Origin of the sequence: Bacillus cereus group sp. MG1, from assembly GCF_040460035.1 — a bacterium.
GTDB lineage: Bacteria > Bacillota > Bacilli > Bacillales > Bacillaceae_G > Bacillus_A > Bacillus_A cereus.
Window position 1 is genome coordinate 283,819 of sequence record NZ_JARVGY010000001.1, and the last position, 14,867, is coordinate 298,685.

Here is a 14,867-nt window from a genome sequence, read left to right on the forward strand (position 1 = left end):
ATATACTAATTTATTAACTCAACTTAGGAGTGAATATTTCATGTGGGTATTATTAAGAGTAACTGCCGTAGTTCCTTCGACTCCTGGGATACATGTTCCTGCAGTTCATACAGCTAGCTCCGATGTAGGAATTGAACTTCCCGCAACTTGGCAGCAATATCAAATTCCCGGTCAAGTTACCCCATCATTTTGGCATCATGGTACACACCCCAGTAGTACTCCCATTCATAGCCATAGTTATCCTCCACTACCTCCGACTCAAGTCTTTTATCATTTCCCATCAATTTATTTTCAAAATTTTTATGGTACGTTTAACATTTAAAACAGATCCTTTCATAGCTACTACATTTAAACGAAAAAAGCACTTAAGATTGTAAATTTCACAAATCTTAAGTGCTTTTTAATATTTTTTATAAATTTTTCTTATTGCCCATTATTAGCAGGTGCCTCTCCTGCATTACCACCGGTCTCTGGTTGTGTGGTCGCTGGTGGAGTTGTATTTCCTTGACCTCCTCCGTTATTTGCTGGAGGTGTCGTATTTCCTTGACCTCCTCCGTTATTTGCTGGAGGTGTTGTATTTCCTTGACCTCCTCCATTATTTGCTGGAGGTGTCGTATTTCCTTGACCTCCTCCGTTATTTGCTGGAGGTGTCGTATTTCCTTGACCTCCTCCATTATTTGCTGGAGGTGTCGTTCCTTGGCCATTTCCATTATTTTGCTCATCTTGTTTCTTTTGCTCTTCTAGTTTCTTTTGTTCTTCTTGCTTCTTAAGTTCCTCTTGTTTCTTTTGTTCTTCTTGTTTTTTCAGTTCTTCTTGTTTCTTTAATTCTTCTTGCTTTTTCTCTTCTTCAGTTTTTTGCTGTTGATCTTGTTTTGGTTGCTCCGTTGTATCCGGTACGCTAGTATTTGGCGATGAATCACGTTTTTCACCTTTTATACGTAGCTCACTACCTTCTTGAATAACGCTACTTGGCATTTTAAAGCGTGATTTATCTGTAGCCATTTCGCTCATCATTTCTTTAAAGATTAACTGTGCAATTTTCGTGTTTTTACTACTAATATACTCGTCTTTACCATCTTTCATATACCCAGTCCATACTGCCATCGTATATTGCGGTGTATATCCAGCAAACCAACTATCACGAGTTGCACTTTCTGGAATTTTATATTGAGCTAATTGCTTTGATGAATAGTTTGTCGTACCCGTTTTACCAGCTACATCTAAAGAGCCTACATTTGCCGATGTACCAGTACCCGATGTAACTACAGAACGAAGCATATCAGTAATCATGTATGCGGTAGAATCTGTCATAACTTGTTTTGGTTTTTGTCCAAAACTTTGTGACTTACCGTCTGGATAAACAACTTTCTTAACAAAATGCGGTTTCGTATATTTACCTTCATTACCAAATGCCGCATAAGCACCCGCTATTTCAGTTGGCGATACTTCATTTGTACCAATAGCTGTCGATTCTGTCGGTGCTGTATTAAATGTAATACCTAGTTTCTCAGAGAATTCTTTTGATTTACTAATCCCTACTTCTTTTGCAGTTTTAATTGCAGGAATATTACGCGACATTTTTAATGCTTCACGCATTGTAATTGGACCCATATAACTTCTATCTGCATTTCGAACTTCTTGACCCGTTGAATACTTAAATGGAGAGTCATCGATTTGATGATACGTAGCCCATTTTAAATATTCAATTGCAGGAGCATAGTCGAAAATCGGCTTCATCGTTGAACCAGCTGCACGATCTAATTCAATTGCCATATTATGCCCTTTAAATACAGCTTTATTTTCTCCACGGCCACTACCTATAGCACGAACTTCTCCTGTTTTCGTATCCATAAATGTGAATGCACCTTGGAATTTATCGTTTGGATAATCAATGATATTATTATTTAAAATATTATCAGCAAGTTTCTGTGCTTTCGGATCTAACGTTGTATAAATTTCTAAACCGTCAGAACCAATATTAGCATCTGGCAATTCTTTTTCTACTTCTTTCACAACTGCATCCATAAATGCAGGGTATGGCATTGTTTGTAGTTGAGCTGCAGGCTTAAGCCCCTTTTCTACGTCAACTTTTGATGCTTCTTCCATTTCCTGTTTTGTTATATATCCATGTCGGTTCATTAAACTTAGAACAACATTTCTTCTTTCTGTTGCTTTTTGAACATTTTCTTTTTTCGTTGGATCATAGTTATTCGGTGCTTTCGGTAAACCTGCAAGCATCGCAACTTCTGGTAATGTTAAGTCCTTCAATTCTTTACCATAGTAGTTTTGTGCTGCTGTTGCGATACCATATGAACGATTACCTAAGTTAATTTTATTTAAGTACATCTCTAATATTTCATGTTTTGAATACTGTTGTTCTAGCTTATAAGCTAAATATATTTCTTGCGCCTTACGCTTTGGTGTTTTATCCATAGATAAGAAGTAGTTTTTAATAACTTGCTGCGTTATCGTACTTCCACCTTGAGAGCCATAATCTCCTTTAAGACTCACTAAAACAGCACGGGCAGTACCTTTAAAGTCTACTCCGCTATGCTCATAAAAACGTGAATCTTCTGTCGCTAAAAATGCATTTTCTACTAATTTAGGTATTTGATCATACGTAACATTCGTCCTTTTTTCTTTTCCATATTCATATACCAAATCCCCGTTTTTATCATAAATTTTTGAGGATAACGGATTAACAAGTTTTGCTTTTTCCAGTTTTGGTGCGTCCTTAATCATTACGAAAAAGGTAGCAACCCCCGCCACTAAACCTACAATACCAAGTAATAAACAAGTAATTAAAAACTTGCGGAAAAATGATGTTTTACCTTTTGGTTTTTGTGTTTTAGAAGCTGGTTGTTTTTTCTTTTTAACTTGTCGTCGCTCCTCGTGAGAACGATAATTTTCTGACATGTTACTTTCTCCTGCCTTTCAATTCTCCCGTTGATTTAATTAAAAATATTGAGGTCACTTTCGTAAATACGTTTAGGCAAGAAAGTGTATTGACCTGGAGCATTCAATATTTTCCCAATTCACAGATTACAAATTTTAAAATGGCTCTTATACATACTATTTTCACTTCTAATTTTCTAATAATGCTGCCCCTTTTAGCATAATAATGAAAGAAGTGAATTTTTATTACCTCGTATAAATAATATACCTTTTTTTCAAATGGTCAATATTTTCTTATTAATAAATCAAAGGTGAAATAAAAATAGCATATCAATATGAACTTCGTGTGAACTTACTTATAATTACGTATAACCAATATTAAATATATTGAATATAGGTATAATACCTCTTTAATTATAAAGATTTCAACACCACAATACCGTTACCTACAAAGAATTATTAAAAATGAAAAATAAGGAGTTGCATAATAATGAAGCTATCTCCGGTTACCTCAAAAAATATAGTTGCTGTTGGTTATAATCCTTTTTCTATGATTTTGCGAATCCAATTAAAGCATGGTATGTATGATTTCTTTAATGTACCAGAAAGCATTTATACTGGCCTATTACATGCACAATCTAAAAGTTATTATCATAATACTTACATTAAAAATTCTTTCCGCCACACAAAAATTTAAACTTAACACCCACTAAAAAAGAAAGGAGGTGAATCCTCCTTTCTTTTAAAAACATTTTACAGATGAATTATCTTCGGTTCCTCTTATTAATTTCATCATATGCTTGAATTTGTTTTTTCAAACGCCGATCAGCTTTTTTATCATGCACTACAAGAATTGCATGTATAACTCCTGGAACCCAAAATATTAATGTTAATATGAAATTTATTATTGCCTGAAATGGTTTTCCACAAAACAATACAGCAACAGGTGGAAGAAAAATTGCTAATAAATACATCATCCCTTGAAAACTCCTTATTTTGTATTTTATATATCACTTTTCAAAATATACGCAAAAAAACCTACTACCATTTTAATCTTAACCTGCCTCTAAAATCAATGTATCTCCTTCTATTTATATAAGTATTTCAGACTTTTCATTGTTTTCTAGCCTATTTTCTTCCTCTATTGCAGTTATTCCAATTGCGGAAATTAACGTTCCTATCGCTTGTATCCAAATACCAATGAGTGCAATGATTCTCTCATCCTTCTTATCAAAAATATTATCTTTATTTTCTTTCTCATCTTTCAATACATTTAAAACACCTTGATACGCTTGTAATCCAGCCCCTAAACTTTGCATGGAGTTACCCAGTATAATAATTTTCTGTAATACATTTATATCCACCAAAGCTGCTTCTACTCCTAAAAAAGCACCGATCGATTGTAAACTGTTCCCTGTAATGATAAGATAATCATTTTCTTTCAATTGTTCATTTATATTAAAATATGTTCCTATTACATTTGATATATTGCCTAATGCTAATAACTCAATTCCTATCTGATCAAGTAATTTACTTTGATTCTCTAAGCCTATATTTTGATTTTCTCTTTTTTCTTCCCCATCATCATACTTGCTCGCAATGATTTGTAATATATATCCGAGGGCTTGTAATGAGCTTCCTACAATAACAAGATCCGATTCAACTTTCTCTTCTCCAATAAATCCTCTTGTCGTTCCAATAGCAGCTGTAAGATTCCCTCCCACTTGAAACCATGCCCCTGTCACTTTTAAACTGCTTGGATTCATTTTTATCACCTATTCAAATATTTTCTAAAGCTTTCAAAACAAACAAATCTCACCCTTAATCTTTTATTTTATTTTTCAGATGTAATTTTGTGAATGATATAATGTGCTACTAATATAAAAAGCACCTTAAAGGTGCTTTTTATACGCATGCTGGGCATGTCAATGAATCTCCATTTTTATCTATTGTTATATTCAATATATATTCAATCGCTTTATGTGACCAAGTTTCAGGTGTAGGCGATTCATTTATATATTGTGGCGCACATGACTTCAGCATTGGAGTATTAATACTCCCTCCAGGATCTAAAGCAACTACAGCCATGCCATGGGGTAATTCCAGGGCCATAGATTTAGTGATACCTTCAATTGCAAATTTCGAGGCACAATATGGCGCAAGCTCAGCTTCACCTTCTCTCCCCCAACTAGAACTCATATTAATGATAATTCCTTCTTTCCTAGCTACCATTGCGGGAACAAATGCTCTTATTACATTTACTACACCATTCACGTTTACATTCATTACATTTTCAAATTCTTGAGCCGTAATTTTCCAAAGTTGTGCATTTTGATTTACAATTGATGCATTATTTATTATCAGATTGGGAGCCGTATGTCTATTAAGTATATAATTTGCCCAATTGTTAACTTGCTGAGAATCTGAAACATCAGTTACTTGGAAATCATGTATTTTACTGTACTGTTTTTTTAGTTCTTCAATTTTATCTTTTGAACGTCCACAACCATATATGTTCCACCCTAATTCATGAAATCGATCAACCATCGCACGTCCTAACCCTTGTGTCACGCCTGTAATAATTACAGATTTACTAATTTCTTTTCGCTTCATTTCCCTCATCCTCCTTCCCTATATCTTACTCTCTTCATTTTTATTCAGCGATTTACTATAGTATCAACTCAACTCATACTTTAGTAATAGTTTTGATATTGCATACATAAACAAAAAAGTAACCATCATGGTTACTTTTTGCTATATATCTAAAAATTCATTGTTTATTTCATTATTATTTTTATATTTCAACTTCTCTTTTCCACATTTCTCACACTGGTAAATATAAACTACACCTAATGTACCTTTTTTAAAATCCTCATTATCCTGCATCTTAATAAAAATATATTTATGTTTACAATGCGATTCACCCAAATAATTTCTAAACCACTTTTTCAACACAACACATTCCACCTTTATGATAGAACCTTTATTTAGCTGCTTTATTACATACTCTTATTTAAATGTTCAATCTCATCTTGCAATTTTTTAAATTGCTCAAAATGCATGGTAATAGATTGGCTACTACCATAATCAACATTTTGTTTCACTAATATAACACCCGTATCATGAAAAAGCGCTTCAAGTTCTTTCCTAATAGACACTTTCGCAATATGAGCTGTTTTAATTGCAGATAAAATTGCAATTTCATTAAACTTTAATTTTATTTCATTTGGACAAAATGCGTCTTCAACTAATATAACTTCATTACTATAAATTAGTGCAACAAGATTACTTGATTTGGCATCTGTTAAATCAACTTTTTTCATAATATCTTTCATTACATTTTGCCTCCTTTATTTTCATATATATCAATTATACAAATTTTTTTAAAAAATTACTCAACTTTATTATATTAATTTTAACACACTTTTATTGAAATCCACGCTCCAAACGTTTTACTATTCCACAATTTTTATTGTATGAACCATCTGAACTATAACTCCATATAGTAATGTTAACAACTTATTATAAAGCAGGTGAAAATTATGCCATCAGTTGTAGGAAATTTAGTTGTACAAAATAGCAATGGATCATTTAACTTAGGTGATTTCTACAACGTATCTCCGAAAGAAAATACGAAAGCTTATAATGGTTCCGGCGCATCAAACGTTGGTTTTGTTGTTAATACTTTTAGCGGTGTTAGCGCGACCAATACATTTGATTCTGACCTTGCAGATCAAAACCAAGTGGGTACAGCCTAATCTTATGTTCAACTTTCTGTATAGAAAATTTTAATTTGTCTATACTATAATCAGGCTGTTTGACAGCTCTTGTCGATTTTGGAGTACCCTATCTTTTTCTCCCTTTCCCTGGGGCTCAGCAGCTAGCACGAAGCTAGCTGCTTTTTCTTGTATTATTTGTCTCATAAATCAGAAATAAAAGAAGCTGCCATTTAATACTCAGCTTCTTTTACGTTATTTCAATAATATCCATAGCGTTAAATACGTAAGTTTTATAAAAAGCGTCTGTACAAATTACAATTTGTTTTACCGGATTGATATGTACAACAGTCATGTAGCTTGTTAGTATGTAACCATCTTCAAAATATGTTACCAATATTTCTTTCTCAGACAGTAATGACGTTAATAATTTATCAGAAATTCTCTCTTTTGCTTCATTTGTTAAAAGCGGTTTTTGTACTTTTAATTTCTCTCCAATAATCTTTCTCATATTTAAAAGTCGTTCGGACATTACTGTAAACGGAACCCACTCTCTTTCTTCTTTTTGTATCTTTACATCGTTCATTTTTTATCTCCTTGATCATTTATACATTTATTTAGCCATACTATCCCTTAGTTATTTTTAATACTTACTAAACTCGAATTTACTTCTAAACTATAATTAGGTTACTTCTTAAAAGAACATTCGTTCCTATTATACACGAACTTACGTTCTTTTGAGAAGAGCCATACTTATTATTTCTTAACAAAAAACATAATTTTATTTATCTCCATACTTTTTTCCTTTATCAAATAAACTTCTCATTTCTTATATAACATGCATATAACAACTAAAAGGCGACTTCACCCAAAGTGAAATCGCCTTTTTCTAAAAAATATTTCAAAGCTTATTTTTCTATCCTAACTAATGTTCTTTCTGGAATACATAATTCATCTATATTAAAATGATTTATTTTTAAGTTCAATTCCCCTACTCGTTCCTTATCTTCATCACCAACCCAACAACTAAATAATTCGAAATAGTCTCTATCTTCCAAATAACCTTCCATAAAGTTAAAAGTTTTTCTTTCGCTTCTTTTTTTCCTTTACATTTTGCCACTCGACAAGTTCAATTCCCCAACTAGTTGAAACCTCATATGTGTAATTTGTTTGGAAATGATAATCTTGTACAATTTCAAGCATACTTTCATCTGAAAAACACGGTCCAAAAACAATTAGATTATTAGAATCCGGATCCGTTAACGGAATTTCTACATTACAGCCTATGTAACTTGCTAAACTCATTTTATACTCCTCCAGTATTCGTATAAAAAATACTTCATAGTATATTTATTTACTTAAATATAAAATCCCTGCCTAAACGAAAAAGTTTTAAATTTTTATCGTTTATTAACCATCTATAACTGAAAACATATACTATGATGAACGAACTCACAAAGCATAAGAAAAGAGAGCATTTACTGGTATTATCCCCTATAGGTAGACAGTAAAAAAAGAGTCCATCTGATATGATGGACTCAATACTGTTTTATCTGGAGGGGATTTTTTTATGGCAAGAAAAGGACAATCATTTCAAAAATATACAGAAGAACTAAAGCGAGAAGCAGTTCGTCTTCGATTAGAAGAGAGAAAATCATTGCGAGAAATTCGTGAACAACTCGGTGTGAAGAGCGATGCCCAGATTATTGAGTGGGTAAAACGTGCGCAACAAGGGGAGTCCTTTGATGATCAACGTGGTGTCTGGAATCGAAAGAATTTTAATAGTCTAGAAGAAGAAAATGCTTATTTGAAGGCACAGGTTGAGTATTTAAAAAAGCGCAATCCAAATCTACACGGGAAGGAATGGTCCTAAAGAAAGAACGATTTTCTCTTATCGATTCATTACGCCAAGCCTATCCACTCCGATGGTTGCTTCAAATCGCGGAAGTTTCTAAGGCTGGCTACTATAAATGGCGGAAATATCATAACGTGCAGCGTTTACGTCAGAAAAGGGATATGTGGCATAAAGAACATATTTTATCTATTCATCGTCAGCACCCTTACTATGGGTATAAACGTATGACTCGTGCTTTGGCTCGAGAAGGAATGGTAATGAATCATAAACGTGTTCGTCGTCTTATGAGAGAGCTGGGTATTCAATCTATCATTCGAAAAAAACGTCCGTTTTATGGAAGAAAAACATCTGTGGTATTTAAAAATCATTTGAATCGAGAGTTTCAAGCTGAAAAGCAAAATCAAAAATTCGTAACAGATATTACTTATGTACGAATCGGAGAACAATTTGCCTATTTGTCGGCTGTGTTAGATTTATACAACAATGAAATTGTTGCCTGGAAGCTATCTTCAAGAAATGATTTAGATTTGGTTTTAACTACATTACGTCAATTAGAAGGGAAGTCATTAACTACTAAGCCCCTTTTCCATTCAGATCAAGGGTTTCAATATACATCTAAATCCTACGCAAAACAGTTAGAGAAATTAGGATTTGTCGGTAGTCATTCTAGACGTGGAAACTGTTTTGATAATGCGTGTATCGAATCATTCTTCTCACATTTAAAAACAGAGAAGTTGTATTTAGTGTGCCCAAAAACATATGAAATGGCCTACCGAGCAATTCAAGAATATATTCAATTTTATAATACAGAAAGATTCCAAGAAAAACTTCACGGCCTTTCCCCGATAGAATATCGGGAAAAGGCCGTGGCATAATACTCTTTTTATTTCTGTCTACTTGACAGGGAGATGACCATACAACACTCTCTTTTCTTACATACTCTATGGAACTTTACAAAACTGAATCAATGATTTTTATTATTATATTTTATTACATATACTTAGGTTGTACTATTATATGTAACTCTCTCTCTGTATCCGCTTTTTTCGGATGACGAAAATAATTAAGTTCGTACTTTAACACTTTATACTCAACCATCCCGATTTTAATCCCTTTCGTTTCTTTTAATATAGCTAATAAATCACTTACATTTTCATCATATGACTCAAAAATTTTCGCGCCGCCCTCTCCTTGAAAGATTACTTTCATATATTCTCCACCACCTTAATTTATTGATGTGGTAAATGACGCGTTTAAAACGATTCATTCTTTATCCTAAAATTTTCATATGAAAAAGAACATCCTTTCCAATCGAATGCTCAGCTTTTTACTAATTATCCATGTTAAATATTTATTCAAAAACATTATATGTATTATTTTTTAAATTATGTTCGATATCCATTATTAAAGAGTAAATATATGTAATAAACTTGCATAATGAAAACCGTAGAATATCCACTTTCGTTGAAATAATTATAATCCATAATTTTCCATTGTAATTCTTAATATTTAAATGTAATATTGTATTGTCTTACTATCTATTTATAACTCACACACTAATTAGAAAAAGGGAACTCTATATGAGTTCCCTTTTCTAATTATGATTACAGTCATTATTTCTTTTCTAGAAATTTAAATGTATCTTTAAATTCTTTATTATTCACTTTAATATCAGCATCTTTCAATAAATCATTGACTACTTGTTGTTTCCATTTACCTGTCGTATCTTGTAGTCTTTGTTGTTCTATATCTTTACGAATTTTATCCTTTACTTCATCAAATGGCTTCAATTCTTTTTTATCCGTCACTTTAATAATATGGTAACCGTAAGTTGTTTTAACCGGCTCACTTACTTGGCCTGCATCTAATTTATACGCAGCTTCCTCAAATTCTTTCACTGTTTGTCCAGGGGCAAAACCAGATATTTCCCCGCCCTGTTCCTTTGAACCAGTATCTTCTGAATACTGTTTTGCTAAGGCAGCAAAATCTTCACCATTATTTACTTTCTCCTTTATTTCTTTAGCCGTTTTTTCATCTTTCACTAAAATGTGACTTACTTTCATTTCTGGTTTATAGTTATCTTTCACATCTTTATCTGTAACTGTTGCTTTAATTGCTTTCTCAAATGCAATTTCTGGCTTCATTTTTTCTTTTAATTCATCTTCATTTTTCAACCCAAGTTGTTCTAAAGTCGATTTAAAGTTTTCACCCATTTTATCTTTTGCTTCTTCTACTTTCTTTTTTGCTTCCTCATCTGAAACTTTATATTTATCTAGCAATGCCTTACTTAACATCATTTGATATAAAGTACTTTCTCCATATTGTTGTCGTAATTCTTTACTTAATTCTTTCTCTGTAACATTTCCTACTTTTGATGTTACTACGTTGTCTGAGGAACCACATGCAGATAATGCTAGCATCATGCATGAAATAATTGTTCCAATAAATATTTTCTTCTTTTTCAATTCAAATACCTCACTTTTATCATTATGCAAATTAACTATACACAGTCATTGTGAAAACAGTGTGTTTTCTACATGTAATTCATTTCATATGAGTTGACTATGTATCATGTATTTTCATTTTTAAATATAAAGAGCCTTCTTACTATGCATAGTAAGAAGGCTCTTTATATAATTCTCAAAAAAATATAGCTTCTATAGTTGCTTAATAATTACATGTTTTTCAGGTATCCAACTATTCTGTCCGATATCTACCGCATTTCCCACTCTACCCCACACTCGAAAAGATGTCGATCCATCTATGTTTCCTTTATAATTCATACATTCAGGCTCTTCATAATAATTTACTCCGTAACCGACAGGATATTTTGAAGTTGCATAAAACCATTTCACATTAAAATGTTTTAAATATACCCACTGCTTATCGTTCCCTAAACAAATCATATCTTGCTCACCGCCTCCCCAATAACCTGCTAAGATTAAATATGGAATTTTTTGAGTGAGTGTACCTGTAAATTGAGGATTCATGGGGTTTTCATATAAATTTATTCCATATCCATCAGGATATTTCGAAACTGCAATACCAATGCCATTTGGTTGCTGTGTATACACTATGTTAGATTGATTTGCTTTGTTCGAATTTATAAACCAAGAAAGTGACTTATTTCCTACTAATCGATTCAGATCACATTTCCCAATCCCAGGAACATTCCCTGAATCCGTATATTGCCACATATCGCATGGATATGCTGGCTTATTCCCTCCATAACGAGGGATCCATACGAAATCAGCTTCAATATTACGTGCTCCAAATGATAGATACGTGTGATGCCCTACATATAATCCTACTTTTTCCGCACCTAAACGGCGTAATTCATCAATAAATGCCTGTGTCCCGCCTTGCATATCTACCATCGTTTGAACTTCTACGTCCGCTACCCAAAACTTAGCAGATTGATCACCACGATTCCAAAAATCTTGTGCCTCTTTCTTTGCATCAGCAATAGATATAAAACGGCAAAAAGCATAATTACCGAATGGGATACTATGCTTTTTCATTTCACTAACATAATTTTGATACATAAAATCCACCGTATTAGAGCCATCTTGAACTCTAGCAATCACTAAATCTAGCTGAGATGCTGCAATATCCCAATTGATAGTTCCATTCCATTTTGAAATGTCTACAATATACCCCATACATTCCAGCTCCTTTTGAATGTCCTATTCATAGCTAGTTTTATTGTAAGCCTCAGCTCTCTAAAACTAGCTATCTATAATATAAGTAAAAAGAATCTTTACTGTTTTTCAAAATATATTCTCTTTCAGAAATATTTCTATAAACTTTAACATGTATGCCACATAAAACATTCGAAATATACCCTACTATTCATTTATTATGTAATCTCGTCCTATTAATCATTTTTACAGATATTAGAAAAAAATCCCTGTTTTATTAAATTATAACTTTCAGTATCAATTTCCTTTCAACTAAAAAATTTCATCCCTCATTTTCTATATATTCTTAAGTCAAAATTACTACCTCTACATGAAATTTGAGATTTAGAAAAATTTAAATTAATTGAAGTTTACTCCTTTTAAATCACAATTTTCCAACCTGAACACTATTGGTGCATAAAAAAAGACATTTTCTATTAATGAAAATGTCTTTTTACAGTTTAATAAAACAACTTTGGTGCTAAATCTGTATTTTGTAATTCTTTATTTTCACTGCTCATAACACAACTTGTGGAAAATAGAATTGGGATACCACAAATCTCATCTTTCATTACATCACGAAATACATTGGCAGCAACACCTGTAAACGTTTGACATAAGTTAGAAATATCGTCATTGAAAAACTGAATGACTTCCGCAGCGAAAACCGGAAAGACAACATTCGGTCCGCCAGGGAACTGAGGCTGTACCACAACTTGTTCAAAATAAGGATTATTTTCTAGTGCTACTTGAAATAAATGAGCTATTTCAAATGCATCTAGTGGACAAGGAAATGGATTTACAATTTCATTCTCATTATTCGTTACAATAACTGTCACACTTACATTCCCAAATTGTACAAAAGATTTTAAAAGAGTTACTAATGCTCTCGCTTTTTCGTTGCTTAACGCATGCACTAAAATAATATAATTACCACCAACAGGAATAAGTGGCCCAACTGTAACAGTTGGATCAGCACCTATTGAATTTTTCAATTCATTAAAATATGTGATCCAAGGTGGCGAAAGCTGAACTTGTACATTCCCTTCCAATATTTTACACTACCTCCTTATACAATTCTTACTAGCATAATATGTAAAAAACTAAAAAATGCATCAGTTATATTAATTAAACATCTTATTTCACATTCTCAATTTTCCCTTTACATCTTTAAGCACTTTTACTACTATGAAATTCTTTATTATAAGCAAATCCACTGAAATTTCATATTATACTAATACGACTCTATATCCTTTAAATTATAATACTCAATATTAGGAGCTGATTTCATGGAAAAAAACCTATCGTGTTCAAAATCCCACCAAATTCAAAACTAAAAGTTACATTTTTCGGTCCTTGTAACGAAGTAATTACAAATGTGTCTATAATTAATCAACTATGCGCCCCTAAATGTCAAACTATCACGCAATATCCAGACTTTAAGAAATATGTAACTGAAGTACGATCGTTATCCCGTTGTTAGTCCGCATAATGCACGATTTTCACAACTTTGTTACCTAAAATAACTGAGAAAGAAAATAACTGCATTCCTAGACTAAAATTACTCATTTTATGATATTCCATTGATAATTCATTGATTTTTTACACGTTTTTATTAAAAGAACATATATTATCGTATGGAGATTATCCACTCATAAAACCTATCTTTCTTTGGAGCGTACTTATTATGTATGCTCTTTTTTTATATAACCGTCCCCCTTCTAAATTGACCAACAATATATTAAAATTCTTTATATACTCAAGGAGGTCAAATATGTTCAAGCTGCATCCGATACTACTCATCTTAGGATTGATTTTGTTTTTATATAGTGTAATCGCCTTTATGTTATTCTTTTCAGTGTATTAGCATTACCTATACAAAGCTGTGTTCAATATGTAATTTCTATATAGTAAAGAAAAAACGTAATGATACGATCTTTTATGTATTCCGTCTTTCTGTTCAATAAGAAAACTAGTAAACTTACTAACAATGAGTTTTCACAAGCATGTTACTTATTATTCTGTTTATTATCTGAAGAAGATTGAAACCTCTACAAATTAAACTACACTTTACCTATTTACTTATATATTTTAGAAAAACAATAATATTCCCCCACCATTTGGTAAGGGGATTAACTAAACCTACTAAAAAACATTTAATGATCTGTTTTATTTAATTGGAGAAGGAAATCTTGCTGCTTCAAAATGTGCCCCATCTTCTAAAGGACTTAAAACCCCATCTATACTACTTTGTGCATAAATCTCAACTTCATCCCCTGCATTCAATTGAACAATCGTCGAAACACTTACGACATTTCCAAAACTTATTGGACCAAAAAAGTCATTATCGATAGCTATCGCTGCGTTTCCATTCACACGAATTTCTACACGCGCTCTATAATTTAAAGTTGGATCGTTTGGAAAGAAACCAATCGTTCCAATAATAGAATATACTCCTTTAGTCTTCGGCGTAAAAATAGATGTTGCTGGATTATACTCATTCGCTAAATCAAATTGTTCATTTTGAAATAACACTTTCACAAAAGTATTAGCAGGAACATTTTGATTCACAGTATTTCTAGCTCTAAATGCCGATGCTCTAACAAGATTGTCCTTATTATCATGACACTTACTAGTGTTCTTACAACAATCATGATGCTTCTTTTTATACTCCTTACAATACTTACAGTAGTAATAACAAGACATACTAATTCCCCTTTC

At 32.3% G+C, this 14,867-nt stretch carries 18 protein-coding genes; 5 read left to right on the forward strand and 13 right to left on the reverse strand.

What is annotated here, in order from left to right:
* The first annotated feature begins 40 nt into the window (after positions 1 to 40).
* Positions 41 to 322, forward strand: a complete 282-nt coding sequence (locus QCI79_RS01330) for a hypothetical protein (protein WP_000270090.1) — start codon at positions 41 to 43, stop codon at positions 320 to 322.
* Positions 323 to 423: 101 nt separating this feature from the next.
* Here the strand turns inward: QCI79_RS01330 and QCI79_RS01335 are convergent, their stop codons facing one another.
* Complete coding sequence (locus QCI79_RS01335; RefSeq protein ID WP_021727525.1) at positions 424 to 2,916, reverse strand: PBP1A family penicillin-binding protein; 2,493 nt, start codon at positions 2,914 to 2,916, stop codon at positions 424 to 426.
* Between the two features lie 469 nt (positions 2,917 to 3,385).
* Between QCI79_RS01335 and QCI79_RS01340 the strand changes: the two genes are divergently transcribed.
* Positions 3,386 to 3,592 (forward strand): KTSC domain-containing protein, encoded by a 207-nt coding sequence (locus tag QCI79_RS01340; RefSeq protein ID WP_000777843.1) that lies wholly within the window; start codon positions 3,386 to 3,388, stop codon positions 3,590 to 3,592.
* Between the two features lie 67 nt (positions 3,593 to 3,659).
* On the opposite strand, the gene QCI79_RS01345 is transcribed toward QCI79_RS01340, so the two are convergent.
* The 5 genes from QCI79_RS01345 to QCI79_RS01365 form a co-directional block, all read right to left on the reverse strand.
* On the reverse strand, positions 3,660 to 3,872 hold the full coding sequence (locus tag QCI79_RS01345; protein ID WP_000990215.1) for a YqaE/Pmp3 family membrane protein: 213 nt from the start codon (positions 3,870 to 3,872) through the stop codon (positions 3,660 to 3,662).
* A gap of 114 nt (positions 3,873 to 3,986) precedes the next feature.
* Positions 3,987 to 4,661, reverse strand: coding sequence for a DUF6944 family repetitive protein (locus tag QCI79_RS01350; protein WP_001070034.1), 675 nt, complete (start codon positions 4,659 to 4,661; stop codon positions 3,987 to 3,989).
* Positions 4,662 to 4,800: 139 nt separating this feature from the next.
* Complete coding sequence (locus QCI79_RS01355) at positions 4,801 to 5,508, reverse strand: SDR family oxidoreductase (RefSeq protein WP_000823066.1); 708 nt, start codon at positions 5,506 to 5,508, stop codon at positions 4,801 to 4,803.
* Positions 5,509 to 5,649: 141 nt separating this feature from the next.
* Positions 5,650 to 5,850, reverse strand: a complete 201-nt coding sequence (locus tag QCI79_RS01360) for a hypothetical protein (protein WP_000915150.1) — start codon at positions 5,848 to 5,850, stop codon at positions 5,650 to 5,652.
* 44 nt (positions 5,851 to 5,894) lie between these two features.
* Complete coding sequence (locus tag QCI79_RS01365; RefSeq protein ID WP_000651907.1) at positions 5,895 to 6,230, reverse strand: hypothetical protein; 336 nt, start codon at positions 6,228 to 6,230, stop codon at positions 5,895 to 5,897.
* A gap of 207 nt (positions 6,231 to 6,437) precedes the next feature.
* Between QCI79_RS01365 and gerPF the strand changes: the two genes are divergently transcribed.
* The gene (gene gerPF, locus QCI79_RS01370) at positions 6,438 to 6,653 is read left to right on the forward strand and encodes a spore germination protein GerPF (protein ID WP_001141569.1); all 216 of its coding nucleotides are present in this window, start codon (positions 6,438 to 6,440) and stop codon (positions 6,651 to 6,653) included.
* Between the two features lie 208 nt (positions 6,654 to 6,861).
* Here the strand turns inward: gerPF and QCI79_RS01375 are convergent, their stop codons facing one another.
* Both QCI79_RS01375 and QCI79_RS01380 read right to left on the reverse strand, forming a co-directional pair.
* Entirely contained in the window at positions 6,862 to 7,197 is a 336-nt protein-coding gene (locus QCI79_RS01375; RefSeq protein WP_002100962.1) for a YolD-like family protein, read from the reverse strand.
* 488 nt (positions 7,198 to 7,685) lie between these two features.
* The gene (locus QCI79_RS01380) at positions 7,686 to 7,916 is read right to left on the reverse strand and encodes a KH domain-containing protein (protein WP_000050516.1); all 231 of its coding nucleotides are present in this window, start codon (positions 7,914 to 7,916) and stop codon (positions 7,686 to 7,688) included.
* A gap of 265 nt (positions 7,917 to 8,181) precedes the next feature.
* Between QCI79_RS01380 and QCI79_RS01385 the strand changes: the two genes are divergently transcribed.
* Positions 8,182 to 9,341, forward strand: a protein-coding gene (locus QCI79_RS01385) for an IS3-like element ISBth8 family transposase (RefSeq protein WP_087874946.1) whose coding sequence is annotated in 2 segments (ribosomal slippage) — positions 8,182 to 8,440 and positions 8,440 to 9,341 — 1,161 coding nt in all. Because the reading frame shifts where the segments join, the coding sequence is not laid out codon by codon here.
* Positions 9,342 to 9,456: 115 nt separating this feature from the next.
* On the opposite strand, the gene QCI79_RS01390 is transcribed toward QCI79_RS01385, so the two are convergent.
* The 4 genes from QCI79_RS01390 to QCI79_RS01405 all read right to left on the reverse strand — a co-directional run bounded on the left by QCI79_RS01390 (position 9,457) and on the right by QCI79_RS01405 (position 13,198).
* Positions 9,457 to 9,675 (reverse strand): hypothetical protein, encoded by a 219-nt coding sequence (locus QCI79_RS01390; protein WP_000864279.1) that lies wholly within the window; start codon positions 9,673 to 9,675, stop codon positions 9,457 to 9,459.
* A 404-nt stretch (positions 9,676 to 10,079) separates the two neighbouring features.
* Positions 10,080 to 10,931: a peptidylprolyl isomerase PrsA gene (locus tag QCI79_RS01395; RefSeq protein ID WP_000727342.1), complete on the reverse strand. Its 852-nt coding sequence runs from the start codon at positions 10,929 to 10,931 to the stop codon at positions 10,080 to 10,082.
* Positions 10,932 to 11,123: 192 nt separating this feature from the next.
* A complete protein-coding gene (locus tag QCI79_RS01400; protein WP_000540659.1) occupies positions 11,124 to 12,128 on the reverse strand; it encodes a glycoside hydrolase family 25 protein in 1,005 nt (334 codons plus the stop codon).
* Positions 12,129 to 12,607: 479 nt separating this feature from the next.
* Positions 12,608 to 13,198 carry a hypothetical protein gene (locus QCI79_RS01405; protein ID WP_000398986.1) on the reverse strand — a complete coding sequence of 197 codons (591 nt, stop codon included), beginning with the start codon at positions 13,196 to 13,198 and terminating at the stop codon, positions 12,608 to 12,610.
* 251 nt (positions 13,199 to 13,449) lie between these two features.
* Between QCI79_RS01405 and QCI79_RS01410 the strand changes: the two genes are divergently transcribed.
* The gene (locus QCI79_RS01410) at positions 13,450 to 13,629 is read left to right on the forward strand and encodes a hypothetical protein (protein ID WP_042991551.1); all 180 of its coding nucleotides are present in this window, start codon (positions 13,450 to 13,452) and stop codon (positions 13,627 to 13,629) included.
* 686 nt (positions 13,630 to 14,315) lie between these two features.
* Here the strand turns inward: QCI79_RS01410 and QCI79_RS01415 are convergent.
* A complete protein-coding gene (locus QCI79_RS01415) occupies positions 14,316 to 14,852 on the reverse strand; it encodes a C1q-like domain-containing protein (protein WP_002100961.1) in 537 nt (178 codons plus the stop codon).
* Between the last annotated feature and the right edge of the window lie 15 nt (positions 14,853 to 14,867).